Annotated in this window: 17 protein-coding genes; 3 read left to right on the forward strand and 14 right to left on the reverse strand. The window is 60.1% G+C overall.

Annotated features, from left to right (window positions below):
• Positions 1–12: 12 nt before the first annotated feature.
• From cofC to mtnP, 6 genes are all read right to left on the reverse strand, one after another.
• Positions 13–627, reverse strand: coding sequence for a 2-phospho-L-lactate guanylyltransferase (gene cofC, locus EKD05_RS07055; RefSeq protein WP_129671742.1), 615 nt, complete (start codon positions 625–627; stop codon positions 13–15).
• Positions 624–1,601: a 2-phospho-L-lactate transferase gene (gene cofD, locus EKD05_RS07060; RefSeq protein WP_129671743.1), complete on the reverse strand. Its 978-nt coding sequence runs from the start codon at positions 1,599–1,601 to the stop codon at positions 624–626. The genes cofC and cofD overlap by 4 nt, the downstream gene beginning before the upstream one ends.
• 223 nt (positions 1,602–1,824) lie before the next feature.
• A complete protein-coding gene (locus tag EKD05_RS07065) occupies positions 1,825–2,577 on the reverse strand; it encodes a DUF5995 family protein (RefSeq protein WP_240695671.1) in 753 nt (250 codons plus the stop codon).
• 20 nt (positions 2,578–2,597) lie between these two features.
• Positions 2,598–3,200 carry a nitroreductase family protein gene (locus EKD05_RS07070; protein ID WP_129671744.1) on the reverse strand — a complete coding sequence of 201 codons (603 nt, stop codon included), beginning with the start codon at positions 3,198–3,200 and terminating at the stop codon, positions 2,598–2,600.
• 99 nt (positions 3,201–3,299) lie between these two features.
• On the reverse strand, positions 3,300–4,058 hold the full coding sequence (cofE, locus tag EKD05_RS07075; protein WP_129671745.1) for a coenzyme F420-0:L-glutamate ligase: 759 nt from the start codon (positions 4,056–4,058) through the stop codon (positions 3,300–3,302).
• An 8-nt stretch (positions 4,059–4,066) separates the two neighbouring features.
• On the reverse strand, positions 4,067–4,930 hold the full coding sequence (mtnP, locus tag EKD05_RS07080) for an S-methyl-5'-thioadenosine phosphorylase (RefSeq protein WP_129671746.1): 864 nt from the start codon (positions 4,928–4,930) through the stop codon (positions 4,067–4,069).
• Positions 4,931–5,041: 111 nt separating this feature from the next.
• Between mtnP and EKD05_RS07085 the strand changes: the two genes are divergently transcribed.
• Positions 5,042–5,872, forward strand: a complete 831-nt coding sequence (locus EKD05_RS07085; protein ID WP_129671747.1) for an alpha/beta fold hydrolase — start codon at positions 5,042–5,044, stop codon at positions 5,870–5,872.
• Between the two features lie 285 nt (positions 5,873–6,157).
• On the opposite strand, the gene EKD05_RS07095 is transcribed toward EKD05_RS07085, so the two are convergent.
• Positions 6,158–6,718: a cob(I)yrinic acid a,c-diamide adenosyltransferase gene (locus tag EKD05_RS07095; RefSeq protein WP_129671749.1), complete on the reverse strand. Its 561-nt coding sequence runs from the start codon at positions 6,716–6,718 to the stop codon at positions 6,158–6,160.
• A gap of 264 nt (positions 6,719–6,982) precedes the next feature.
• On the opposite strand from EKD05_RS07095, the gene purF reads away from it, so the two are divergent.
• Both purF and rlmD read left to right on the forward strand, forming a co-directional pair.
• Entirely contained in the window at positions 6,983–8,431 is a 1,449-nt protein-coding gene (gene purF, locus EKD05_RS07100) for an amidophosphoribosyltransferase (RefSeq protein WP_129671750.1), read from the forward strand.
• Positions 8,432–8,458: 27 nt separating this feature from the next.
• Positions 8,459–9,772 carry a 23S rRNA (uracil(1939)-C(5))-methyltransferase RlmD gene (rlmD, locus tag EKD05_RS07105; protein ID WP_240695673.1) on the forward strand — a complete coding sequence of 438 codons (1,314 nt, stop codon included), beginning with the start codon at positions 8,459–8,461 and terminating at the stop codon, positions 9,770–9,772.
• 91 nt (positions 9,773–9,863) lie between these two features.
• Here the strand turns inward: rlmD and EKD05_RS07110 are convergent, their stop codons facing one another.
• The 7 genes from EKD05_RS07110 to EKD05_RS07140 all read right to left on the reverse strand — a co-directional run bounded on the left by EKD05_RS07110 (position 9,864) and on the right by EKD05_RS07140 (position 26,230).
• Positions 9,864–10,805: a LamG domain-containing protein gene (locus EKD05_RS07110; protein WP_129671751.1), complete on the reverse strand. Its 942-nt coding sequence runs from the start codon at positions 10,803–10,805 to the stop codon at positions 9,864–9,866.
• Between the two features lie 49 nt (positions 10,806–10,854).
• Entirely contained in the window at positions 10,855–16,347 is a 5,493-nt protein-coding gene (locus EKD05_RS07115; RefSeq protein ID WP_129671752.1) for a LamG-like jellyroll fold domain-containing protein, read from the reverse strand.
• A gap of 298 nt (positions 16,348–16,645) precedes the next feature.
• Positions 16,646–19,495 carry a VWA domain-containing protein gene (locus EKD05_RS07120; protein ID WP_240695674.1) on the reverse strand — a complete coding sequence of 950 codons (2,850 nt, stop codon included), beginning with the start codon at positions 19,493–19,495 and terminating at the stop codon, positions 16,646–16,648.
• Positions 19,496–19,673: 178 nt separating this feature from the next.
• Positions 19,674–22,766, reverse strand: coding sequence for an ATP-binding protein (locus EKD05_RS07125; RefSeq protein WP_165360624.1), 3,093 nt, complete (start codon positions 22,764–22,766; stop codon positions 19,674–19,676).
• 14 nt (positions 22,767–22,780) lie between these two features.
• Positions 22,781–25,756 (reverse strand): DUF1156 domain-containing protein, encoded by a 2,976-nt coding sequence (locus EKD05_RS07130; protein WP_165360625.1) that lies wholly within the window; start codon positions 25,754–25,756, stop codon positions 22,781–22,783.
• A 7-nt stretch (positions 25,757–25,763) separates the two neighbouring features.
• On the reverse strand, positions 25,764–25,865 hold the full coding sequence (locus EKD05_RS07135) for a DUF3368 domain-containing protein (protein ID WP_129671755.1): 102 nt from the start codon (positions 25,863–25,865) through the stop codon (positions 25,764–25,766).
• 74 nt (positions 25,866–25,939) lie between these two features.
• Positions 25,940–26,230 (reverse strand): UPF0175 family protein, encoded by a 291-nt coding sequence (locus EKD05_RS07140; protein WP_205703872.1) that lies wholly within the window; start codon positions 26,228–26,230, stop codon positions 25,940–25,942.
• Positions 26,231–26,260 lie beyond the last annotated feature (30 nt).

Genomic DNA, 26,260 nt, shown 5'->3' on the forward strand with positions numbered 1-26,260 from the left:
GACGTGTACAGTTTAACTTGCGGCACGCTCAAGCGTCAGCGCACGATACCGTACCAGATGCGCAGGCCGATCAATATCGAGGGCGAGGGTTGGTGAGTGATAGATCGTAACGTGCAGCCCACGTGCGGCAGCCTCGGCCTGATGGCGCATTGCACTTGCGAGGCCAAAAGAGAACGGAATAGACGCCTGAAGGCGCAAGCCGAGCGCATTGGTACCTTCGTTGGCGGCATCGGGGGCAATGACGACATCGGCTCCAGCGACCAGCATCGTCGTCATTGCCGTGGCATCCTCGGGCGTCATCAGCGGCACATCGCCCGGAACGACCAGCACCGCCTCGGCCCCGGCGGCAAACGCCGCAGTACGTGCCTGCTCAAGCGCCAGATTGAGTTCGCCCCCAACCTCGTGGAGCGCCAAAGCCCCCCAGCCTGCGCCAGCCTCAAGCACCACCGGGTCGGCACTGACCAACCAGATCACCTCGAGCCCAATCGCAGGATCACGCAGGGTGCGCAAGACACGCTCGAGCATCTCGAGCACCAAGGCATGGCGCGCCGCCGGGGTCAGCACCTCGGCGAGGCGACTCTTCGCCTGATAGAGCGTCTTGACGGGCACGATCGCGTGGAACTTCATCCGGCACCAGGGTTCGCGTCAAATGCAGGCTCATACCGCGCCTGGCGCACCTGATCCGCCAGCGCAAGCGTTACCGTAGCAAGATGGGCTTTTTCGGCGGGGCCACGCATAATCGTATCCGTGACCGCAACCTGAAGGCCGAGGGCCGCAATTGCGGGCACAAGGTCGGCATCAACCTGATCAATCACGATGCCATCAATCAGATCGGCGTAGGCGCGGGCCACCCCAAGCGCCGAGACCTCCATCCCCATCGCCTGCATCAGTGGTGCCGCTGGCCCCTTGATGGCCGCGCCACCGACAATCGGGCTCACCGCCACCACCGGCACCCGGGCCGAGCGGATGGCCTCACGCATCCCGGGGAGGCTGACAATCGGGCCGACACTAACGACCGGATTGCTTGGCGCAAGCAAGATCGCCTTGGCCTCGGCACATGCCGCAAGCGCATCAGGGCTAGGCAGAGCCAACCCGGCGGCGTGGAGGCGCACCCCGGTCACGCGATCCTGGGCACGACGGCGGACAAAATACTCTTCAAAATGCATCTCGCCTGCGGGCGTCAGAATATTGGTTGGCGCGGGATCATCGCTCATCGGCACAAGCTTGACCGCCACTCCGAGCGCCTGGCGAAACTGATCGGCGATCGCGGTCAGCGAATGACCTTCACTCAGCAGCGCCGTACGCCGGATATGGAGGGCCAGATCGCGGTCGCCGAGCTTGAACCAGGTCGGCCCACCAAGGCGTCCGAGCCACTGCATACACTCATCGGTATCACCAGCAATCCCCCAACCCTGCTCACGATCAATTAGATCGGCAAGCGTACACGTCACAATATCAAGATCGGGCGAAATCACCAACCCGTGCAACACAAAATCATCACCTGTATTGACAACTGCCGTCACCGTCGCGGGTGGCACCACCTGCACCACCCCCTCAAGAAAACGCGCTGCGCCCACCCCGCCAGCGAGCACTGTGAGCATACTGCATCCTTCATCTCTAAAGCGAGCCACTGAAATCTGGCAAGAATGTATTCTCTTGTACCTGTTCAGACTTGGGGTAAAGCACCACCCTGGGAGCACGGACGGCTCGCCCGCGCTGGTCTGGATGCGGGCGAGCCGCCCGCGCTCCCAGGAGAAGTGTGAACACTTACCTTCTCTTTGCATGGTACAAGAGATATGCATCAGGCGCAACCACACTTCTGGCTCAAAACATGCGCAAACGACGGAGCCAGCGCAAAGGGTAGCCAAACGCACGCGCCCCCAACGCACCACCATCAAGCATCAGACGCACCCGGCTCAACGCAATGGCATCGGTCTGGCGACGCAGCGTGAGGCGGGTAGGGAGATCGGGGGTATTGACAATGGTGATCGCTTGACTCCAGACATCGGCGCGCCAATTGCGGATCAAGCGGGCCGTACACCACTCGTCAAGCGGGCCAGCCGCAAGATCAACAAACTGCATCAGGCGGGCATAGGGGGCAACAACCTCATCTTGCACACGATCAATCGTCTCACCAATCACCACATTGACCATGCCATGATCGTCAAAACGCAGCTTGCGCCCGAGGGGTGACAGATCCGACCACTCTGGTTCAAGCATATCGGCGAGTACCTGTACCAGATCATAGTTAATATGGGCATTGATGCCAAGCAACAGATGGTTCATCAAAGGGGTTGTCGGTTCTTTCGCCAGATCAAAGGCATACTGCCAGACCACCGGCAGATCGACGGCAGCGTGATCATACGCTTCAAGGGCCGTGAAATAATAGCCCGCAAAATTATGGATCAGATCCGCGACCCAGGCTGGATCGTGAAAGCGCCCGTTCTCGACCCCCAGGATCATATTGTCGGTCATCCGTAGATAGCAAGCCAGGAAAACCGCACGCTGATCGCCAACGCTTTCCCAGGCGGCAATTTGCGTACCCATGCTTGCCGTAAGATCACCATCTCTCGTCATCGCCAGGCCCTCCCTCCAAGCTATTCCCAATGCACCACAAGCTCATCAAGCGAACGTCGTGGACGGCGGACAGGATCGCGGGCGGGATAGCCAAGCGGGATCAGCGCATGGGGCGCAAGGTCATCGGCAAGGTCGAGGGCCGCCCGTACGGTCGCCTGGCAGAAGAGGGGCGCACACATCCAGCCTCCATCAAAGCCCTGAGCATAGGCAGCCAGGAGCAGATTCTGCACCGCGCACCCAAGGCTCTGGATCGCCATAATATGCTCAGCGTCCTGGCGTTCAGCATCGGGATAGACATCAAGCTCGGCGAGATAGAGGCAGGGCACAATCACCACGGGCGCACCCGTAATGCGCTCGTGCGATTTACGAAAACGCAGGTCAATCGTCGCCGCATCCTGCCCATCAAGGGCCAGTTGGCGTCGCCACTCGACCCCCATCGCATCGGCAAGACGCAGCTTGGCCTCAGGCGTGGTCAGCACCACAAAACGCCAGGGCTGGCGGCCATGCGGCGAGGGTGCCCAGCGTGCCGCTTCGAGCAGAAGTTCAATCTGCGCACGTGTCAGCGGATCAGGGCGAAAGGCGCGCACACTGCGCCGCCCACGGATCAAGGTTAACCATTCCATGGCAGCAACCCTAAGACTAGGAACTAGGAACTAGGAAAGAGCCGAGCGCATCAGGACACGATGGACGCCTTCGAATTGGAAAGCAACCTGAAACCTTGCCTAGCGAAAGAGATCAAAGCGTGGCTCGCGGATCAATTGTTGCGCACTTGCCTCATCATCGCGGGTATAGCTATACCCCCGCACCAGGGCGACCGGAACGCGGTCAATCTTGCCCATCACCAATTCGGCGGCACTGGTGAGTTCGTCGGCAACCGCGATCACCGAGGCATGCATGGTATAGCCATAGGGATCATCGATGCCACCGTAGTCGCTGAGGGGCTTGAGGCCAGCGCAGCCAATGGCAACATTGACCTGGCCTTCGCGCCACGGTCGCCCGAAGGTGTCTGAGATGACGACGGCGACCTCGGTGCCCGTCGCCTCGCGCAGCGCGGCCCGCAAGGCACGGGCACTGGCATCAGGATCAACCGGCAACAGACAGACGATCTGCCCACCGGCAACATTCGACTCATCCACGCCACTATTCGCGCAGATGAGACCGTGGTGCGTCTCGGTAATCAAGACACCATTCGCCATCCTGACAATGCGCCGACTCTCGCGCAGCACCACCTCTTGAAAGGCCGCCTCTTTGCGCCCCTGGGCCGCAATCTGATGGGCAAACGCGGAAGGCTCGATGGTCGCCGGATCAACCAGACGCCCCTCGGCCTTCGAGACAATCTTGTGGGTCACGACAAGCACATCGCCATCAAGCAAGGTCTGGCCGGTTGTTTCCAGCGCCGTGAGCACAAGCGTCGCCAGATCATCGCCGGGGGCAACCTCACCGATGCCGTGAACAGGAAGAATGCGGATCTCAGACTGCATAGCGATCCTTACAAATAACGGCCAGCAATCACCTGCAGACGCTCGCGGGCTTCGGCGGGAATCCGGGTACGGTCAGTCAGAATAGCCGTTGCGAGCGCACTGTGGGCGGCGCTGACAAAACCGTCGCCGATCAGTGTGACCGCATGGGCCACAATCTGTTGCGCCAGGGTCGCGTTGGCAAGCAGCACAGCAACAACCGCATCAACCGTCACCGCATCGTGGTTGGGATGCCAGACATCGTAGTCGGTGACCATCGCCATCGTTGCGTAGGCAATTTCGGCTTCGCGGGCGAGCTTGGCCTCGGGCAAGGCCGTCATGCCAATCAATGCATGCCCACGGCGGCGGTTCTCTTCGCTCTCGGCGATCGTCGAGAAAGCCGGGCCTTCCATGACCACCAGCGTGCCACCGCGATGCACTGTCGCCCCAGCAGCCTGTGACGCCTCGTAGAGGCGCTCGCACAGCAATGGGCAGAAGGGCCGCTCAAAGCCAACATGCGCTACCACGCCCCCTTCAAAGAAGGTTGCCGGACGAACACCTTTGGTTCGATCAAAAATCTGATCAGGGATCACAACCTGCCCGGGGGCATACTCCTCGCGCAGCGAGCCAACGGCACTCACCGAGATGAGGTATTGCACACCGAGTTGTTTGAAGGCGTGAATATTGGCCCGTGCGGGCACCTCGGATGGATTCAGGCGGTGACCACGACCGTGACGCGGCAAAAAGGCAACCCGTTTGCCAGCAAGCGTGCCAAGCACAAACTGGTCACTTGGCGCACCATAGGGCGTCGTCAGCGCGACCTCCTCGACGTCACCCAACCCCTCCATCCCATACAGACCACTGCCACCAATGACGCCAATCATTGCCTCAGGCATGAAATGCTCCTCTTCCAGCTTAGAATCTACCATACCAAGAGTATACCCGATCTCCAGATGCACAGCTTTGCGCTACAATAGTCGCAAAACCCATACCTGAAGGAGGTTGCGATGGGTACCGTTGAACTTCATTACCATGCGCATGCTGGTGGCGAGCCAACCCTGCTCTTGATGCATGGCCTCACTGCTAATTGTCGCTGCTTCGATGTCGTAGCCGAACACCTGGCACCGACCTTCCGCGTCATTGCGCCTGATCTGCGTGGACGAGGGGCGAGTCCCAAGCCAGATGAGGGCTATCGTATGGCAGATCATGCCGCTGATATCCTGGCCTTGCTCGACCAACTGGGCATCGAGCGTACCATCATCGGCGGGCATTCATTTGGTGGCTTGCTTTCGCTCTACCTTGCCGCCAAGCATCCCGAACGGGTTGCCGCTGTCATCCTGATTGATGCCGCGATCAGCGCGGCCAGCGAACGCACCCGCGAACTAATCCGGCCCGCGCTCGCCCGCCTCGAACGCTCGTATCCGTCCTTTGAGGCCTTCCTGGAACTGATCCGGGCAGCACCCTATTATGACGGGTGGACATGGGATCCAGCGGTCGAGAGTTACTATCGGGCAGATGTGGCGACCGAAGCTGATGGCAGCGTGCATCCTCGGGCGCGTCCGGCGCATATTGCTGCTGCCGCCGACGGCGTCATTGCCGAACCCTGGCGCGAGCACCTGGCGGGCGTCACGTGTCCGGTGCTGATGCTCCATGCCACGGGATCGTATGGCCCTGTGGGTGCCCCACCGATCTTCACCCAGGAACAGGCCGACGAAACGCGCAACCTGCTCGGCAAGTGTACCTACATCCATGTTCCCGGCAATCACCAGACCATGCTCTATGGCGCAGGCGCAGAAGCCCTTGGCGCGGCCATCGGCGGCTGGATCATTGAAATGTAGTGTTTTCGAGGATCACCATTCCACCACCAAGCCAATTAATGCCCTATATCGTTGAGAAGGGCTATATCGCGGTTGATGAGGTAAGCTTGACGGTAATGGCGTTATGCGGCCCGGGAGCGCGGGCGGGCGGCCCTGCCCCGATGCGGGCGGGCCGCCCGCGCTCCCAGCAACGCACTGGGGGCTTGTGGAACGCTGTATTATCGATCTGGCGACGAACGAAGCTCGCGACAAAGAGATGCGCGAACAGATTGTCCGTCACCAGCAACGCCCTCCCGCGCCCGCCAGTTATGACGAGGCGGTGCGAGGACTTGCCCAGGGCACATCAGGCTTGGCAGCGCGGGCATTCGCAGCGCGAGCAGCGACAAAGAGGAAATCCGAGAGCCGATTGAGATAGATCAGGATCTGCGGATTGACATCTTCGTCTTCGTGCTGAATAAGACTCACGACCCAGCGTTCTGCACGGCGGCAGATCGTCCGCGCGAGATGAACATGGGCGGCCGCAGAGGTACCACCGGGCAGGATAAACTGGCGCAGCGGTGCAAGTTCGGCTTCCAACTCATCAATTGATGCCTCAAGGAAGGCAATCTCGGCCGCAGAGACACGCGGAACAAGGGCATGTTCACCAGGAGTGGCAAGATCGGAACCCACAACAAAGAGTTGATTTTGAACCTCAGCCAGCAACGCATCTAACCCGGCATCCAGCCCCGAGGCACGGGCAACACCAACAGCCGCATTGCACTCATCGGTCGTACCATAGGCATGGACACGCAGGTCGTCTTTTGGCACGCGCTGACCACCAAAGAGGCCTGTTTCGCCGCTATCGCCAGTCCGTGTGTAGATTTTCATGGTTTTCTTTTCATCGCTGAAACACAAAGCCAGCTTTGCTGGCTTTGTGTTGCGTAGCATAGGCACACTCTAGAGTCATTGTACAATGAGGCCCATGCTTTGACAAGACAGCGATTTTCAAACCTCGGGGTTCTCCGATGGTTGGCAAGCTATGCTATACTGCCTGTAGGATCAGTTGTACCTGGTTCACAAGCGAACCGCTTCGGCAGCTTGCGAATCTCTTCGTGCGAGCGGGTTGGACAGATGACCCGCCGATGACGCGGAATGGTCAGTCGTTCCGCACCGATGGGTGCTATCTTGTACACGCTTCAGGATCACGATGATAAGCCCGCTCATGAGTGCGGGATTTTTGGCATTGTTGCCACCGACGCTGATGTCGCACGCCTGACCTTTTTTGGGCTCTATGCGCTGCAACATCGCGGGCAAGAGAGTGCCGGAATCGCGGTGGCAAATGGGCGTACGATCCGTTCGCACAAAGCGATGGGTCTGGTTTCCCAGGTTTTCAATGAAGAGAATTTGCGCCCACTGACCGGTCATCTGGCAATTGGACATACGCGCTATTCAACAACCGGGTCGTCACGCCTCGAAAATGCCCAACCATTTGTGGTCGAGAGTGTGCTCGGGCCACTGGCAGTTGGGCATAATGGCAATCTGACCAATGCGGCGACCTTGCGGCAGGAGTTGCTGACGCGCGGGGTTGGGCTCACCGGGTCGAGTGATTCTGAGGTGATTACGCAGATGCTCGCCGGTGGCGAAGGACGTACCTGGGAAGAGAAATTTAAGGTTTTTATGGTACGCGCCCAGGGGGCCTACTGTCTGACCGTCTTGACCCGCGATGCGCTCTTTGCTGTCCGTGATCCGCTTGGGCTGCACCCGATTTGCCTTGGGCGTCTCGGTGAGCGAGGGTGGGTCGTGGCCTCAGAGAGTTGTGCGCTGGGCACCATTGGTGCATCGTTCGAACGTGAGGTTGAGCCAGGCGAGATCCTGATGATCACCACGGAAGGACCGCGCACCATCGCGCATATGCCGGCGCATAAACCCGCCGAGTGCCTCTTTGAGTATATCTATTTTGCCCGCCCTGACAGCCTGTTGCACGGCAAAGCGCTGCACGCCGTTCGCGTCGCGCAAGGGCGCGAACTGGCGCGTGAGGCGCCCGCCGAGGCTGATGTCGTGATCCCAGTACCCGATAGCGCCACACCAGCGGCGATTGGCTATGCGCAGGCGTCGGGCTTGCCCTATTCCGAAGGGCTCATCAAGAATCGCTATATCGGGCGGACGTTCATTCAACCTGATGACCAGTTGCGCCAGGTGGGCATTGCCCTGAAATTCAATGCCCTGACCGATAATCTGGTTGGCAAACGCGTGGTCATGATTGACGATAGCATTGTGCGGGGCAATACCAGTGGGCCGATCGTCCGGCTCTTGCGTGAGGCAGGAGCCAGCGAGGTTCATGTGCGGGTTTCGTCACCTCCCATCCGCCATCCCTGTTTTCTTGGGGTCGATATGGCAACCTATCCCGAGTTGATTGCCCATCGCCTGACCATTCCCGAGATTTGCCAGCACCTTGGGGCCGATAGCCTCGCCTATCTGAGCCTCGAAGGGCTGATCAATGCCAGTCGTCACGGGGCTGACACCTTCTGTCGTGGCTGTTTCACCGGCAAATATCCCGTTGATATTGAACTGGTCAATAAAGAAATTTTTGAGTTGCGCTAGCAACATGAGGTGGAGCGACAACCTCGGATGCAAATACACGAACTTCATATAACGATCGAGGGCATTGCTCAAGGCGGGGATGGGGTGGGGCGGAGTGACGGGATGGTGGTCTTTGCGCGTGGCGGCTTGCCCGGTGAAGAGGTACGTGTCCGTCTGACTGAACGCAAAAGCAGCTATGCGCGTGGCGAGGTTGTTGAGGTGATCACCGCTTCACCCGACCGCGTCCAGCCCGTGCTTGCCACCAGCAATCATGCGCCCTGGCAGCATATTGCCTATGAGGCGCAGGTGCGCTTCAAAGAGACGATCCTGCGCGAGCAACTGGCGAAATTGGCCGGTGTGGATCGTGCCCCGCTTCGCCCGATGCTTGTTGCCCCCCATCCCTGGGGCTACCGCAATGCGGCAACCCTCCACTGCGATGGAAGCGATTGTGGCTATTATGCCAGTGGGAGTCGTACGGTCATCGATTTGCCGCATGACCCGCTGTTGCTGCCTGTCCTCAATGAGGCCCTTGCTGGGCTGCGCAAGGTTGTCGCTGAATCAGACGCGGTCATAGGTTCACGGCTACGTCTGGTGCGCGAGGTCAGTCTGCGGGCGAGTGCAGCTTTTGGGTATAGCCTGGGCACCCTGCATCCCGCGCCAGGGGCCGACCCAGCAACCCTGCAACGCCTGGCCCACGCCTGGTTCGATGAGGTAGCGTCGCTCGCCGGCGTGTGCCTCGATGACGCTGATTTTCACCGGACCCACAAGGCCATCGTGGGGGCCGCGTCGTTGCACGATACCCTGGACGAGATTGTCTTTTCATTGAGCCCAACCAGTTTTTTTCAGGTCAATCTGCCCCAGGCCGAGCAAATGTTGGCCCTAGTCAAACAAGCCCTCGAGCCAGCGCCGGGGCAGCATCTGCTTGATCTCTACAGTGGGGTTGGCACCTTTGCTTTGCCCCTGGCAGCGGCAGGAGCAAAGGTGACAGCGATTGAAGATCACTGGGATGCCGTAACTGATGGTGAAGAGTCAGCGGCACTCAATGGCATTGGTGGCGTGAATTTTCTGCGGGCCTCGGTGGAACGAGCTCTCGTGCAGATGGAGGAACGGTTCGATGGCGTTGTGCTGGATCCGCCGCGCCGTGGGTGCCACCCGAGTGTGCTGACCGAACTGATCCGCCTGGCTCCCCCACGCATTGTCTATATCTCGTGCCACCCAGGGATTCTTGGGCGCGATCTGATACCGCTGCTCCGCGCCGGGTATCAGATCCAGTTGCTGCAACCGATTGACCTCTTTCCGCAAACGCCGCATATCGAAACGCTGGTCGTATTGCAACAGGCTGCGTTGCCGCAAGCACAGTAAACCATGAAAGCATGACGCTTGTGCGCACGCAAACGGCCAGTGAGACTGGCCGTTTGCGTGCGCACAAGCGTCAACTGTTTGAGCAACAGCCCTAAAGCAAGGGCAAAAAGAGTTGCCATGCCCGCGTTAGTGGGGCAAAAGGCGTCTCGCTCACCCAGTGACGGATCGGGTCGCTCTGGTTCGGGTTGAGTATGCCGGGACTGGCGTTGCCTAACTCATCGGCGATGGTGAGTCCTTGCCCTTCATCAAAGCGATAGAGCGCAACACTGTGCTGATCAGCACGATGGGGTGCGTTTGGGCGCTGGAATGAACTGGTGTAACGCACAACGCTCGCGAGGTGAATGTCGTCAAGGTAGCCCGTGAACCCGAGGCTCCCAGGATAGTCGTGTTTTTCGGCGGCGAAGACGAGATAGGGATCACTGAGCGGCCAGTCGGTTGTACGTCCGAGGGGATAAGCAAGATCGCCGGCAGGCCCGTTGGTCGAGCCATCGAGTTGCCCATCAACAAAGATGCGCATCTGACCGGTTATGCTCCGTGTGACGGCAATATGATGCCACTGATTTGTCGTAACAACGGTTTCACCAACAAGCAAGTGATCATTGTTGCCGGTATTGACGCCAAAAACAATGCGCCCAGCACACAGGGCGATGCCATAGTCAGCAACATCGTCACCAAAGACATCACGGTCAATGATGATGTTGCCATAGTACCATCCCTGCCCTGCGCAATCACCCGCGCTATTTTCAGCGGCCTCAGCTTTTATCCAGAATTCAAGCGTAAAATCGCCGCCGATATTCACAGGATTTGAATGAGCGAGACGACCCTGGGCATCAAGTGCGCCCAGCGGGATTTTGACGCGATCACGATCATCAGTATTCGTGCCAAAAAAACGCAGGGCAAAGCCGCTTTCAGAGGCAGGGGAAGGTGCAGGTGCAGTGGTAGGCGCCGGGTCAAGTGCAGGTGTGGTGGCCGCCGTCGGTGCGGCGGCACCACAGGTATTGAGCAGCAGCAAGACCAGGGGCAGATAGGCCATGAGTCTTGTTCGTCTTGTCAGATCGCGTAACAATGGTATGTTCACCCTCCTAGTTGAACGGAACGCTCGAAGCTCCCCAGGTCGGGTCATCATTCTCGGCGTTCCCTGTGGCCCCAAGGGTCAGGGTATAGGGACTCTGCGCATCAGCCACCGTCTGACCAGCGCCTTCATTGAAAGTAAAGAGCGCGAGCGTATTGGCGTCGGGGGCAAAAGGTGCCGTCGGGACGCCAAAGTTGGCCGCGTAGCGCACGTTATTCGAGAAGCGCATCTCGTCGAGTTGCGCATTCGCAAAGCCGTATGGGGCCAACCCACCGATACGCAAGCGAGGCCCGGCGGTGATCGTCCCGACCGTCGTCGCCGTGCCACCTGTGCCATTGACAAAGATCTGTGCGACCCCCGCATTGTACGTTGCCGCCACGTGGCTCCAGGTACCAGCCGGCAGCGCCACCGGTTGCGTCACACTCTGCCATTGCCCGGCGGCGGTATAGATCCACCAGGTAATCCGCCCCCCGTCCAGTTCCAGCGACCAGCCACTCGCATCATCGGTCGTCGCCACAATGATGCCATTCTGCCCAGCCACATTCGGGCGCAGCCAGAACTCGACCGTCTGCGTGCCATTCAAGCCGGCAATGGCAATGCCGCGCAGGTCATCGTTGGCCCCATCAAAGACCAGCGCAAAATTGGTACCAGGCACCGGCGTGCTGGTTGGTTCTGGCGTGTTCGTCGGAAGTGGTGTATTGGTGGGCGTCGGCGATGGGCCAGGGGTTGCAGACGCCGCAGGGGTAGCGGTATTGGTCGGCGTTGGTACCGCACCACTTCCCTCGGTCGGGGCCGACGAAGCAATCCAGGTCGGATCGTCATTCGCCGCGTTCGCCGAAGCTCCCAGCGTCAGGACATACCCATTGCCACTGCGATCCGTGGTCGTCTGGCCGCTCGCTTCATCAAAACTGAAGAGCGCGAGCGTATTGGCATCAGGCATAAACGCGGTAGCTGGCACGGTGAAGTTGGTCGCATAGCGCACATTGTTCGAGAAGCGCATCTCGTCGAGTTGTGCATTCGCAAAGCCATAGGGAGACAACCCACCGACACGCACCCGTGGCCCGGCGGTGATTGTCCCGACCGTCGTCGCCGTGCCGCCCGTGCCATTGACAAAGATCTGTGCGACCCCGCCATTGTACGTCGCCGCCACGTGGCTCCAGGTACTGGCCGGTAGCGCCAACGGGTGTGTCACGCTCTGCCATTGCCCGGCGGCGGTGTAGATCCACCAGGTGATCCGCCCCCCGTCCAGTTCCAGCGACCAGCCGCTTGCATCGTTGGTCGTCGCCACAATGATGCCATTCTGCCCGGCTGCATTCGGGCGGAGCCAGAACTCGACCGTCTGCGTACCATTCAAGCCGGCAATCGCGTCACCCCGCAGGTCATCGTTGGTTCCATCAAAGACCAGCGCAAAATTGCTTCCCGGTACCGGTGTACTCGTTGGGAGCGGCGTATTCGTTGGGATCGGCGTATTCGTTGGTGTAGGTGACGGGCCTGGCGTCGAGGTCGGCGCAGGCGTAGCGGTATTGGTCGGCGTTGGCACCGCACCACTCCCTTCGCTCGGGGCCGACGAGGCAGTCCATGTCGGGTCGTCATTCGCCGCATTCGCTGAAGCCCCCAACGTCAGGACATACCCATTGCCACTGCGATCCGTGGTCGTCTGACCGTTGGCCTCATCAAAACTGAAGAGCGCGAGGGTGTTGGCATCGGGCATAAACGCGGTAGCTGGCACGGTGAAGTTGGTCGCATAGCGCACACTATTCGAGAAGCGCATCTCGTCGAGTTGTGCATTCACAAAACCATACGGAACCAACCCACCGACACGCAAGCGAGGCCCGGCGGTGATCGTCCCGACCGTCGTCGCCGTGCCACCTGTGCCATTGACAAAGATCTGTGCGACCCCCGCATTGTACGTTGCCGCCACGTGGCTCCAGGTACCGGCCGGCAGCGCCACCGGATGCGTCACCCCCTGCCATTGCCCGGCGGCGGTATAGATCCACCAGGTGATCCGCCCGCTCTCCATCTCCAGCGACCAACCGCTTGCATCATTGGTCGTCGCCAGGATCACGCCATTCTGCCCGGCCACATTCGGGCGCAGCCAGAACTCGACGGTCTGCGTGCCATTCAAGCCGACAATCGCGTCACCCCGCAGGTCATCGTTGATCCCATCAAACACCAGCGCAAAATTGCTTCCCGGTACTGGCGTATTCGTTGGGATGGGCGTATTCGTTGGGATAGGCGTATTCGTTGGCGTCGGTGAAGGTCCAATGGTTGGCGAGGGCAGGGCGATCGAAGGCAACGCGACTTCGGCATACCCAACAACCTCGCGGGTATTGAACGCCTGGATGAGCGTCGTACCCTCGCCGGGCACCGGACCAGTCAGGCTAAAGCTCAGCCCCTTTTGACCCGCCGGTGCACCATTCGGCAAGCGCACCAGCAACGCCCCACGGGCCGTACCAGCAGCATAGGCATCAGTCACCGCCCCGGGTTCCGCAACAAAGGTCGCGCCGTCGCCAAAGCCACCAAGCCCGGTCACCGTCACGGTTGCGATATCGACCGTGGGCGGCAACGTGACCAGGACGCTGCCGCCAACCGGGAGGCTCGGGGTGGTAAAGAAGATCGTATGGTCATTGCCTGTCGAGGTAAGACTCACATCGGCCAAGGGTGCCCCGGGCTGCATCTCGGCAAGCGCAAAGCGGCGTGAATTGGGGCGGGTGCCCGTGGTGTAGTAGAGACGGTAGCGCGAACCCTCTTTCAACATCCGCACCGCCCAGACCTCGTCGGGCGAACCGGCGACAATCGCATCATTGGCCCCCGTCCAGACTGGCTGATTCGGTGATGGGCGCACCCAGTTGATACCATCAGTTGAAACGATGTAGCCCGTGGTATACCCGGTCGTATAGCCCGAAGCCTCGTACCACATCCGATAGAGCACACCATCTTTGATGACCGATGGAACACCAATGTTGTTATCATCAAACGTGCCGAAGGTACCCGGAGCAATAATCGAGCCGTCGAGATTGGTGGCAATGCGAGTCCAGATCACGCCATCAGGTGACACGGCATAGCCAATCCGGAAGGTATAGGCCGGACTCGTGGTCACCCCTTCAAACCATATACGATGGCATGTACCAGCCGTCCGCCCATTTTCACAGGGGGCAGCAGTGCTTGCCTGATCGATCAACACCGTAGGCGCGACGATATAGGTTCCATCAAATTGTCCAGGCACCCCCGAGGCGCGCAAGACAGCGCCACCCGCCAGATTGCCCGGCACACGTGTCCAGGTGATTCCATCCTGCGACTCGGCGAGACCGATGCCATCAATGCTCGAGGCATCACGAAAACCGGTGTAGTACATTCGATAGGTTGCTCCGAAACGAACGATATTCATCGTCGAAACACCAGCCGCATCGAACGTACCGTTCTGGCCTGAGGCCTCAAAAACACTGCCCCCCGTTCCATTGCCTGGCACCCGTGTCCAGGTAATGCCATCAGGTGAGATGGCATAGCCAATCCGTCGCTCTTGCAGCGGGGCAGGGCCAGTGCCGACATACCACATACGATAACAGAGACCACTGGTACGACCATTTTCGCAGGGAGCACCGACACGGGCATCATCACGCAGCACCTGAGGCGGGAAGATCTCGGTCACATCAAAACTAGTCCCATTGCCGCCACAATTATCACCGGCCAACCCAAAGATCGCCCCATTCAGGCTGGCTCCACACGTTCCGGGAACACTCTGCCAGGGCTGATTGTTAGCGGCCGGCCCAGGCGTTGGGAGCGGCGTGCTGGTGGGGAGCGGCGTATTTGTCGGTGGAGTGGTCGGCGTACTAGTCGGCCCCGGGGTACTGGTGGGGCCAGGCGTATTGGTGGGGAGTGGCGTACTCGTCAGCGTCGGTACGGGAGTACTGGTAGGTATCGGTGTTGGCGTTGGCAAGCCCGAGCCAATGACGGTAGCATTGCCATATTGCAGCACCTCGCGAGCATCAAAGGTCTGCACCAGCACTGCACTATCGTCCGACGGCTGCACAGCAAGCGTAAAGGCAATGGTTTTCGCCCCAGCCGGCGCACCATCGGGCAAGCGCACCAACAACGCCCCACGGGCCAGGTTGCCCGAGGCCGCATCAGTAACCGCATCGGCTTCAGCAACCAGCGTGGCCGTTGCCCCAAAGCCGGTCACATTGCCAGGCGTCACCTGGGCAAACGGCACATCGGCAGGAAGGGTGACCAGCACACTTCCGCCCGCGGGAAGCGCCTGACTGGTAAAGGTGAGCGTATAGGTTGTAACGGTATTCGTCAGTTGCAGATCGGCAAACGACGTACCGGGAGTCATCGTAGCATAACTGAGCCGACGTGCATTGGGGCGGATGGTGTGGTTGTACCAGATGCGGTAGGTCGCACCATCTTTGACCACGACTGGTGCCCAGAGATCATCCGGGCTCAGCGTACCAGGATCATCACTGCCACGCCAGACCGGATCGTTTGGCACAGGACGCACCCAGTTCACCCCATCGGTCGAGACAACGTGACCAATGGTCGCCTGACCACCCGTTGAGCGGGCATCGTACCACATCCGATAGAGTGCACCATCTTTGATCACCGCCGGCACCGCTGCATTGGCTGCATCAAACGTGCCTGCCGGTCCGCGATCAATCACGGCACCACCATACCCCGTGCCAGCAAGTCGCGTCCAGTTCAAGCCGTCGGGCGACACAGCGTGGCCGATCAAATAGGTATAGATCGGGCTTGCATCAACCCCCTGGTACCACATGCGATAACAAACACCACTGGTACGCCCATTCTCACACGGGGCCAGCGTACTTGCCTGATCAACAATGACGCGGGGGGCCGCAACAATATCCTGATCAAACGTGCCATCAAGGCCCGTGGGACGCAGCACACTTCCGCCGGCCAGCGGCCCCTCCACGCGGGTCCAGTTCAGGCCATCGGTTGAGGTCGCCATCCCCAGGCTAAAGAGACTGCCGTTGCCACCAACGTACCACATGGTAAAGCCAGTCGCGGTGCGAACCACCGTCGGGAACGACACCTCGGCGCTATCAAAACGACCGGTTGGCCCGGCCGCAAGTACACTCCCCAGACCGGCGAGACCAGGCACCCGCGTCCACGTCCGGCCATCAGGCGAGATAGCATATCCGATGCGTCGGAGGCCGCTCGTCGCAACCCCGGTATACCACATACGATAGCAGGTCTCGCCTTCAGCGATCCCAGGGCAGGGCGCAATGCTCGTCGCTCTATCCTGCAAAATCACCGAAGCATAGATTTCATTCGCATCAAAGCCTTGGCCCGGGCCACCACAGTTTTCATTGGCGCTGGTGAAGACCGCACCCTGAACCGCAGGGTCACAGGTACCCGCAACATGAACCCACGGCTGGCGATTCGGCACGGTCGCACTGACCAGGGTTGCAGCAAAACTGCTCAACACCAGCAAGAGACCAAGGAACAAACCACCAAAGAAAAAGGGTGAAGAGACTATTCGACGCATACTCTCGCTCCTATGCTCCGCATCGCCAACCAGATAACAAGAAAATCATTGTGGTCGGTGGCAATCACCAGTATTGAACCTTGACGGCGGCTCGCCAGGGCGACACCCAGGCCAACCTTGCAGCCACAAAGTTGCACGCAACCAACACCACCAGACATGACACCACAATGTCTGCTTATGATAGCAATTGTTTATAAATTATTCCTAAACTTCCGCACGAGCAGGGTTGCGAGGCATTTAAGTTGCTATACGTGCTACATGGCATAGCAATGCGGTTTAAAATGAATCAGCCTGCCCATTATTTACGCCGCTGACGGGCCGCAAGCAGGGCGGCCAGGGTGTCGTCATCAGCGTTTGGCGCTGTGCGCGTTGGCTTAGAGGGCGGGGGTGCGGGTTGTTCACGCGGGTCAGGGCGCGCAGCGGCGCTCGGCGTAGAAGCCGCCGCGTTATCACGAGCGGCGGGAGGTGTCGAGGGCTGTGTCCGCGCACTACGCAGGCGAATCAGGGCCGGGTCAAGGCCCGCCTCTGCGCCGGATGCTGTCGAGCGACGCCGTCGCTTGAACAACGCGGGTAGTTCCATCTGACGCAAAAAGAGGCGCCGCAGGGCAATATCAAACGGCAAGAGCGCCAGGGCGAACCAGAGCAAGGGCAAGCCGATCTCATTGACTTGTCCGACCCGCTGCCCTGCTGGTTCAAAGAGACTCGCCGGAGACGGGGCAATGCGTCCTCCCGTCAAGGCGGCCAGATCGTCGAGCAGGATCTGGCCATCAATCCCTGGCGCATACTCAGGCGAGTAACTGACTGCCACCCCCGCACTGGTTGTGGCAAAAACTTCTCCTTGCAGATCAAACGCCGTCACCTGGGCCAGATAGACCCCGGGATCAGCCGCAGGAATAGCCGCCCGAAAGCGCCCGGGCCCGACCTGGCGAAAATCTACCGGCGCACCACGCTCCGCAGGATCAAGCAGGCGACCCGTTACCTCACCCGTCAACGCCATGCGCCCATCCTCACCAAAGACAAAGAGATCGAGCAGAATTTCACTGCCTTCGGTACGAGCTTCAAGACTCATCCGGCCCGAGGAGGCCGGCGGTAAGACCGCATCAACCAGCCCGGTTGCAAAAGGCACAAAGCCCGCCCAGGCAAGCCAATCGGTTGCCCACTGGGCCTTGAGATCGCTTGTCCAGGCGAGCACCCGCCCCAAGCCGACCTGCCACACCGCGAGCAACGGCTCACCGTCGGGGGCCACGAGCAAGGTGCGGGCAGCGGGGCGCGCAGCGGTGGCGTTATAGCCATTCAGCGGCGGCAGCGGGCCAAGGCCACGGATGGGGGGCGCATTGAGCACAATTGCGGGCAAAAAGCGCTCCTCCACCAGATCGCGCCCGGCAACACGGATGGTTTCATTCAAAAAGATCGCCGGCACATCCTGGGCCTGCAACACCCGATAAAACGCGCCACCGCCCCGTTCGGCGAGTCCTTCGAGGCTTGGATTAGCATCGCCACCAATCGAGACAATCGTGATGGTCGCACCATCGGCGCGCATCCGGTCGATCAGGTCAGCATAGTTGCTACTATCGAGACCATCGGTCAACAAGATCACGTGCTTGACCCGCGCATCAACGTCGACGAGCACATCGGCCCCGAGAGCGACACCGGCGCGGATATTGGTACCGCCACCAGTGCTGATGCGCCCAAGCGCCTCTTCAACCAGCAAGAGATCAGTGAAAGGCTGAAGCGGCAGCACCGTCTGCGCCACATCATCAAAGACGAGGATGCCAAGCTGATCCTGTTCGGCTAGGCCTTGCGTCGCGAGGATAACAGCCTCCTTCGCCAGATCGAGGCGATTGCGCCCAGGGCCAGCCGTATCTTCCATGCTGCCACTGCGATCAAGCACCAGGACAAGAGCGAGATCGGGGCGTTCTTCCTGGCTACGTGGATTGAGGTCAACGGGCAGAATCTCGGCCAGGGGCGTGCGGCGCCACCCGCCGGCCCCAAACGCTTCGGTGCCGCCAATCATCGCCAGACCACCGCCCTGCTCACGGACATAGATGGTGAGCGCACGCTGCACCTCGGCGGCAAGCGCGGGGGCGGGCACATCAACGAGGAAAACGGCGGCAAACTGGCGCAACTGCGTCACCTGGGCGGGCACCTGGGCAGGCGCACGCACCTCAACCCGCACTTCGCCAGCCTCAAGGGCCGCGCGCAGGGGCGCCGCCCGATCCTCCGCCGAGGCAACCAGCAACACCCGTGGCGGCCCCTCGACCTGGCTAAAGGCGGTCGCCCGATTATTGAGCGCCTGCGTATCAACCGGCGAAGTCATGCGCACCTCAAAGCGCCGAAAGCCCGCCTCGCCAACCGGCAGATTGAATTGCAACGAACCCGCACCGACAGCAACCGGGAACGCCTCTTCAACGGCAATCAATTCACCATCAGCCAAGAGCTCAACCCGCGCCGTCGTCGCAACATTGCTCTGAAAACGCACCGTCAGCGGCAGTGACTGACCCTCACGCGCCGTCGCAGGCACATCAAGGGCGGTCACCAGCAGATCGGGGCCACGCGTAGCGACAAAGGGCACCACCTCAATCGGCACCCCACGCAGCGCAGCGATGCGAGCAGCCTCGACCGCACGCCCCGTATTCTCGACCCCGTCCGAAAGCAACACAATGCGTTTCTGCGCATCAGCAGGCAACAGGGCGAGCCCAAGCTGGATCGCCTCGGCGATATTGGTACGACTCGGCACCACCACCGACGTCAACCGATTGACGGGAACAAGAGGGACGGTCGCCCGTTCGACAGCGGGATCGGCCCCAAAGACCACCACCGCCGCCCGATCCGTCGGCTCACCGGCTTCGATCGCTTGATTGACATAGGCCAGCGCCTCTTCGCGCAACGCCGGCGCAAACGAATCGCTGCCATCAAACAAAAAGACCACCGCCGTCTGCTCACTCGGGCGGACAAGCTGCGTGCCAGCGAGCGCCAGCACAAGCGCCAGCAACATCAGACTGCGCAACACCAGCAGTGCCCCAAAGCGCCAACGCCCGAGGCGCACAAGATTAGGGGCACGCGTCGCCCAGGCAAAGAGCCAGAACAACGGAAGCAAACCCAGAAGGAGCAGCGCAATTGGATAGATAAAGCTCAGTGTGATCATCATATACACTGTAGCATGGATTGCCTTGGGTTGCGCTGCGGAGGCTGCGAACGAGAACGAAGACCATAGCAAAGAAGCTCACGCGAAGACGCGAAGACGCGAAGGGTTACGCTCACCTACGCAAAAATCTTTGCGCCTTTGCGTCAAAAGAGCAAGGTATTGCGTTTGGAGCGCCTCCTCATCACGTAAGGACGTACGTGAGGCCCAACTGTTTCAGCGTCTCCTTCACCGTTAGCTCGATCACCTCTGGGTCGATACCGTTCGGCGCGTCGGCATCAATGACAAGGCGCAGCGTGATCCTGGCCCCCTGGCGCTGCAGCGGGACGATGACGCCGGTGGTGATCTTCGAGAGTTGCTGGAGCTCGACGTTGCTCACGTCAATGGTGAGCAGGCGGGGTTTGGTCGGTTCGCCCCCGGCGGGCCGCACCAGTTCGATGCCGCTGAGTTGGTCAATGCGGGCTTGATCGAGCAGACTCGAATCGTCACCGGGCGCTCCGCCATCCAGAGCAATGCGAAAGAGGCCCTGGTTGACGCCGCTGTGCAAGGCCGCCCCTAGCACATGCTTGCCGTCAAGCGGTTGCGGCGAGTAGTAGCGGACGACGGCCTCCCAGATGTCATCGAGCCGCCGACGGATACCGCCACTCGGCCAGATCTGCGGGTCGGTCAATAAGGTGGGCGGGATGTCGCGCACTGGGTCGTTGCGTGGCATGATCTGCTCACGCGCATAGGTTGCACTGATGACCCAGGTGGTCGGGGCGATCTCGATCGCGAGATTCTGGCCGTGTTTGCCAAAGCGTGCGTTATCACCTTCAAAAGGCGGCGTGTCGCCCAGCGCATAACCGAGGATGCCGCTGTCACAGCCGCGGGTGATTGCGTCAATGAGAACGTGTTTGCCTGTTACCATCGGGAGATGCGGAAATTGCACAAAGGCGTTCCAGAGTTTTTGGGTGTTGAGCGCTTCCTGGCTGCGGGGCCAGATGCCGAAGTGATCGCTGGCGAGCAGTGACGGATCGAGCTGATCCAGCAAGCGGTCTCGGGCGCTCAGGGCTTGGAATGCGTCGTCCCAAAGCGCCTCACCCGAACTGTAGGTGCGCTGGCCGAGATCGAGTCGCTCCATTCCGCCTTTGCTGGCGTCAGCCGATACGACAACCGAGCGGTAGAGGCGGGCGACTTCCTGCGGGAAGATCTGCTCGGCGGTTTTGAGCATCGCGTCCAGTTCATTCCGCTGGGCTACGGGCAAGGCCACCTGGCTATCGTTGCGGGCGGCACGCAGGGCGATCAAGCGTCGCGCCGATTTCTCTGTCTCGGCCACGAGACTGGTATCGGGCACCAGAATCGCCAGGACATTGCGGTGCTCACGTGGACGCTCGCCATAGCGTTGCAGGATCTCGCCCACCAGCGACGGCAATTCGGTGAGTGCTTCGCCCGCCGGTGCGTGCATCGTCGGGCGTAACAGCACGACGCCGAGACTTGGGATGTCGGCGATATCCTGGCTCGTCTTTGGAAAGACGTAGACCCGTGGTTGCAAGGCCGATCCGCCCCCAAACATTGGGCCGATGCCACGCCCGCGCATCCCCTGAGCGTTGATCAGTTCGAGCAGTTTCTCTTCCACAGTCTTGCGCGCAACCTGGGCGGTGACGCTCTCTTCCTTCTGGACGATCACGCGGTTGAGATTGGCGCGGGTATCAAAGCGGTAGGTGTTGCCTTCTTCGTGCAGATACCAGAGTTTCCGGCGTAGCTCGATCAACGCATTGCCGATAATCGCTGGTTGCATCGCGTGGCTAAGCACGCCAACCCGGATCTGCGCTTCGGTGGCACCTCTCGTCTCGCCGGCGGCACCGCTGAATGACCAGAGAAAGATCGTCGTGGCAGTGCGCTCCGCGGGCTTGAAACGGGCATGCTCGCGGCCCATACCGCCGTCAATCTGGACGGCTTTTGCACTCGCACCGGCAATATCCGAGTCGATGACGTTGTTGAAGGTCGGGTTGTCAAGCACCCGTACCAGTTCGTTGCGCAGATCACCCGGAGCCAGATTCAGGTGTGCAGGCAAGATCAGTGGCTCCATGCGCCCACTTGCATAGAGATCGGCCAGAACGAGGCCGAGAATGCGCAAGGCTCCGCGGGTGCGCTGAAAGTCGGGGAGCGTGCCCCAGCGTTCGTATAGAATCCGCACCACCTCGGGATGAAAGGGGTACGCCCGCACGATGCGCTCGATGTAGGCGTGCTCTTGCACCTCCTGTGGCACGTCATTGGGCAGCGCGCGATAGATCGCTACATAGGCCTGCGCAACCTGGTGCGCCCGCCGGTCACGTTCCTGGCGCGCAACCTCGCCGGTGAGTGGATCGAACAAGCGCCGCCGCAAGACCTCGTAGATGTCGTCACCCTGCACCGGCGTCCGTACCGTCTGAATGCGCCCGACGATCTCGCTGACCTGACCAGCCATGCTAAAGAGTTGTTGCTGCAAGTCTTTCGCTGCCTGGCCGTACAACTCGGTCTGGCTCCCGGGAATCGTCAGCAGCAAGACCGTTCTGGGCGTCTGGGCGACGGCCTGGGTAAGTTGTTGCAGAAAGGCAATCGTCTGGTCTTTCAGCGTGGTCTCGCCCACGGCCACCGCTGAAGCCGAGACCACGTAATTGACCAGTTCATCCATCAAGATGAGCGCCGGGGCCTGGGCGAGCAAGCGCCGCAGCGCATCAGCACCGGGCGCACTGCGCTGTTCATCAGCAGCCTGCACGATCTGATAAAATTCACGCTCGCGCCCCTGGTGCTGGCCCAGTTGGTAGGCGACTAGGCCCCAGAGCGTCTGGATGTGGGTGCCATCAGGTGTGCGTACCGGCTCAACCGCCGAGAGATCGGTGCCAACAATCGTTGCCACGCCAGCGTCAGGCATCGCAGGCAAGCCAATTTGCGACAGCAGCCATTGCACCTCGGCGTTTTTTACCACCTCGGCACGATGCTTGATGCAATGATAGAGCGCCAGCAGGGTATGCGTCTTGCCACCCCCAAAGGGCGTTTCAATCTGCATAATCCGATTGCCAACCCCTGTGCCAGCCAGTTCTTTGATCACATCGCCGATCAACGCCGTCAGGCCATCGGTGAGATAGGTGCTGGCAAAAAAGCGCAACGGATCCTGGTAATCATCGGGCGCAGTTCCGGCCACCACCTGTCCCAGATCAGCAGCAAAGATCGACTCATCCAGACGCCTGTTCTGCCGAATATCACGGTGGGGGGGCATGATTTGCCACCATCCAGGAAGGGGAGATGTCGTGCTCACAAGGGTGTTCCTTTTCATGGGCGCCCATACCTCTTGCGCTTGTCGCGTAAGACTTTGTCTCCAACCTCGAAGCCTTCCATGCCCTGTTGAATCGGGGCACGACCGGCAGGCCGCGCACCTTCGCCGCTCTGCTGGGCGGCACCACTATAGAGAAAACCTTCGAGCCGTTGCTTTTCGAGGTCGCCGCGGGGCAAGATATCAATCAGGGCCTGGGCGACACGGCGCAGGGCTTCACGTTCATCAGGGGCAAACTCGCTCAGGTAGTCAGCCATGTCGTCGCTCATGTTGGCCGCCCAGAGCAGCTCGCAGCGGTGGAGCATATCGATCAGCGGCGGGCGCGAGCCGTCGGCACGGCGCTCGCCGAGGTCGGGGATGCGCTCGTCGCGCTCGGCGGCGTTGAGCAGCAGCACGTCGCTGCGCCCGTCGAGGATCTGGAAGCGATGGATCAGCGCGTTGACATCGGCACCCAGGGCGGTCGCCATCAGATGCGCGTCGCCAAAGGGAATCTTCTTCTTTTTGTCGCCTTTGCCCCCGCTGCCATCCTCACGGTCGGCCTCGTCGCTGTCGCCCGGCTCGATCTCAGTTGAGCCAGTCAGCAACCCGGTCTTCTTGGTGCCGCCGTTGCCATGCTCGCCGGTAACGCCGACAACGCCAGCGACGCCATCGTAGGTCCAGCGCCAGAGCACATAAAAGCGCGTTTCATCGTCAACAACGCCGAGCCCCTGGGCGCTATCGCCTGAAGCCGGCGCTGTGCTGGCAAAAACACGGCTCAGCGCATAGTCAGCGACCGTTTGCTGCACCCATTCAAGCAACGTGCTGACGGTGATCGCATTGCCGCGCAGATCACGTACGCTGTCGTAGCGCGAAAAGGCGGCTGTCGCTGGCCCGATCGCCGAGATAAAAAAGTCGGCCCCGCGCAGACCAGCGGCCCAGAACTGGTCAAGCCGCTCGCGCACATTCGCCGCAATCGCCGTGCGTACCTCGCCAGCAATGCCGATTCCTGCCTCAATCTTGCGCTTGCGGCAGACGAGAAAGATCGAAGAGGCCAGGGCGGCACTATTTTGCCCACGCAGCCGGTTTGCCATTTCAGTGCTAAACGGCCAGGAGCCATCAACAGTAAGCCCGGCGTTGAGCAGCGCTGCGACTAAGGTCTCCCAGGCCGATATGGCTTTATGCGCATAAACAACAACACAGATCCCATCTTCGCGCAAGACACGGGTAATTTCGGCGAAAGCACTCGCAAGCATGCGCTCAAAGTCAGCTTTCCCCTTCTTTTTCGAGATGTCTTGCGTGACTTCCTGGTCTTTGGGCGTTAGGGGAGTTCCTAACACTGTAGGGAAGAGATCGCCAACTGTTCGTCGTAACCAGACATAAAAAAAGTCGGAGAGATCTGAATAGGGAACGTTATCATAGTAGGGAGGGTCGGTAATGACCGCATCGAAATAGTTGTCTGCATATGGCAGAGTTGTCGCAGAGCCTCGTCGAACATCAGCAGGATGGTTAGAGGTAGCTGACCCATGTTCAATATAACGTGTTATCCAATCAACAGCCCCGCGCCAATCACCAGTTGATCCGCTGAACGGATTGACTTCTGTATAGTCCCACATCATTGGCAGAGCTTGTCTACTGAATGTGTTTCCGATATATTCCCCGTGAGGAGCCCATCGACAAAGACTTGAATTGTAATCAGCCAATCTGTCCACTGCGATCGACAGATAGGTTGTGATCGCCTGTGCATATGCCATATCATCAACCTGTCGGGCAATTTCCGCATAGGCAGCACGAACCCACTTGACCAAGGTGGCAAGGGCAAGAGCCTGACGTGAATTGAAGAGTTTGCCGAAGGTATCCAATCCGTACATTGGCGGAACAGCGTAGCGAGAATTAAGGGTAAAAACCTCATCCGGCACCGGTGGCAGCTCGCCGCTCAGCGGATCATAGTTCTCTTCAAGCGCTTGCAGGCGCATCCTGGCCTGCTCAAACGCCGCACGATCTTCCGGGCGCACCGAGCGATAGAGCTTGCCGTGCTTGCTCTGCCAGACAACAGCCACCATCTGGTCGCCCATCCGCCCGGCCTGGGCCTCGGCTTTGATATGCTTTTCAGCTAATGGCGTACCGCAGCAAGGACAAACAGCCGTTCCGCCACGGGTGGTGCCCTGGGCCGGATCAAACGCAAAATCGTGAGCGCTCTTGACCGGGCCGATCACCGTATAACGCATCGCGCTGCCGGGCCCGTCGCACTCGATCTTGTAGGCATACATACGACCGGGCTTTTTGGCCAACCAGGTCTGACGAATCAACGGCACCGGTGCGGCGCAAGCGACGCGTGGGCAGGTAATCGTACGCGCCCAGAGATAAGCCACGGTCCCGGCGCCATCCTCGTTGCGCGGATAGAGGTCACCGATCTCCTCATGGGCCTTTGCTAGCACCCATGCAGCCCACTTCTGCACATCGCCAATCAGCGTTGCCCCGGGCCTAGTGCCATCGCTACCAGGACGGTGGGCATACAACTGCGGGTAGACCAGGGTCGCAAGCTGAATGATATGCGCCACCGGATTCAGATCCAAGGCATAGGTCTCACAGCCGAGGCGCAGCGCCTCGAGCGGAATCGCGCCGCCCCCGGCGAAGGGATCGAGCACACGGGGGGCGCGGTCGGGAAAAGCTTGCTTGATATAGGCGCGGGCATCGCGAATATAATGATGGGCCGGCTTAGACCCGCTCGCGCTCGCCTGATCAAGACTGTTATCCCAATCCGCCAGCGAAGCAAGAAACAACTGCATCTTCTGAGCCGTCTTCGGATCTTCTGATTGAGGCACCAGCGCCGCAAAGATCGCCGCGCGGCAAGCAGCCAGGGGCCGCCGCGCCCACCAGATATGCAACGTCGAGAGGTGCCCATGGCGGATCGACTTCTCACGCGCACTATGCTGCGAAATACTGGTAAGCGGCATCTCCACTTCAATAATGCGGCGGTCTTTGGGGTTGGAGGTCATCGAAATATCATTTCTGCTCATCAGCCAGGCGAAGCAACTCTTCCCGTAGTGCAGGGCTAATCCGACGGCCCTGGCGGATCATGCTTCGTAGCACCGGCGCGATACTCATCACGAACCTGCTCTGGAATGATCACGCTGCCATACAGGGTCGGCAACAGATCCAGGAGGCCGATTGCCGCCAGTTTAATCAGTGGACTTGTATTGCAGATAATCGGTCGCAGCGACATGGGCGTTCCTCAGATCAGCTTCGAGATCAGTTGGTGCATTCACGACCGAAACCCCGTACTGATTCAGGAGCTCCAGAAATGCCTGGCGCGAGATCCCCAGCAGAGCCGCCGCTTTGCCCGAGGAGACCTCACCAATATCGTAGAGGCGCACCAAGAGCGCCTCACGGGCTAATCCCGAAAGGATGGCGCGGTCAAACGACAAACCCTGGATCATCTCATCAGGTAAGGCTATTTCAATCGTAGACATCGGCATTTCCTCCTCGTCTTGTAGCGCTTT

The sequence above is a fragment of the Candidatus Chloroploca sp. Khr17 genome (assembly GCF_004138165.1).
In the GTDB taxonomy this organism is placed as follows: Bacteria; Chloroflexota; Chloroflexia; order Chloroflexales; family Chloroflexaceae; genus Chloroploca.

Coding starts and splice junctions, on each gene's coding strand:
- EKD05_RS07120 (WP_240695674.1), bottom strand. CDS start 19,495: ATGATGATCACACTGAGCTTTATCTATCCAATTGCGCTGCTCCTTCTG.
- EKD05_RS07115 (WP_129671752.1), bottom strand. CDS start 16,347: ATGCGTCGAATAGTCTCTTCACCCTTTTTCTTTGGTGGTTTGTTCCTT.
- EKD05_RS07130 (WP_165360625.1), bottom strand. CDS start 25,756: ATGACCTCCAACCCCAAAGACCGCCGCATTATTGAAGTGGAGATGCCG.
- EKD05_RS07110 (WP_129671751.1), bottom strand. CDS start 10,805: ATGGCCTATCTGCCCCTGGTCTTGCTGCTGCTCAATACCTGTGGTGCC.
- EKD05_RS07070 (WP_129671744.1), bottom strand. CDS start 3,200: ATGGAATGGTTAACCTTGATCCGTGGGCGGCGCAGTGTGCGCGCCTTT.
- cofD (WP_129671743.1), bottom strand. CDS start 1,601: ATGCTCACAGTGCTCGCTGGCGGGGTGGGCGCAGCGCGTTTTCTTGAG.
- cofC (WP_129671742.1), bottom strand. CDS start 627: ATGAAGTTCCACGCGATCGTGCCCGTCAAGACGCTCTATCAGGCGAAG.
- EKD05_RS07095 (WP_129671749.1), bottom strand. CDS start 6,718: ATGAAAATCTACACACGGACTGGCGATAGCGGCGAAACAGGCCTCTTT.
- EKD05_RS07135 (WP_129671755.1), bottom strand. CDS start 25,865: ATGAGTATCGCGCCGGTGCTACGAAGCATGATCCGCCAGGGCCGTCGG.
- EKD05_RS07140 (WP_205703872.1), bottom strand. CDS start 26,230: ATGTCTACGATTGAAATAGCCTTACCTGATGAGATGATCCAGGGTTTG.
- purF (WP_129671750.1), top strand. CDS start 6,983: ATGGTCAGTCGTTCCGCACCGATGGGTGCTATCTTGTACACGCTTCAG.
- rlmD (WP_240695673.1), top strand. CDS start 8,459: ATGCAAATACACGAACTTCATATAACGATCGAGGGCATTGCTCAAGGC.
- cofE (WP_129671745.1), bottom strand. CDS start 4,058: ATGCAGTCTGAGATCCGCATTCTTCCTGTTCACGGCATCGGTGAGGTT.
- mtnP (WP_129671746.1), bottom strand. CDS start 4,930: ATGCCTGAGGCAATGATTGGCGTCATTGGTGGCAGTGGTCTGTATGGG.
- EKD05_RS07085 (WP_129671747.1), top strand. CDS start 5,042: ATGGGTACCGTTGAACTTCATTACCATGCGCATGCTGGTGGCGAGCCA.
- EKD05_RS07065 (WP_240695671.1), bottom strand. CDS start 2,577: ATGACGAGAGATGGTGATCTTACGGCAAGCATGGGTACGCAAATTGCC.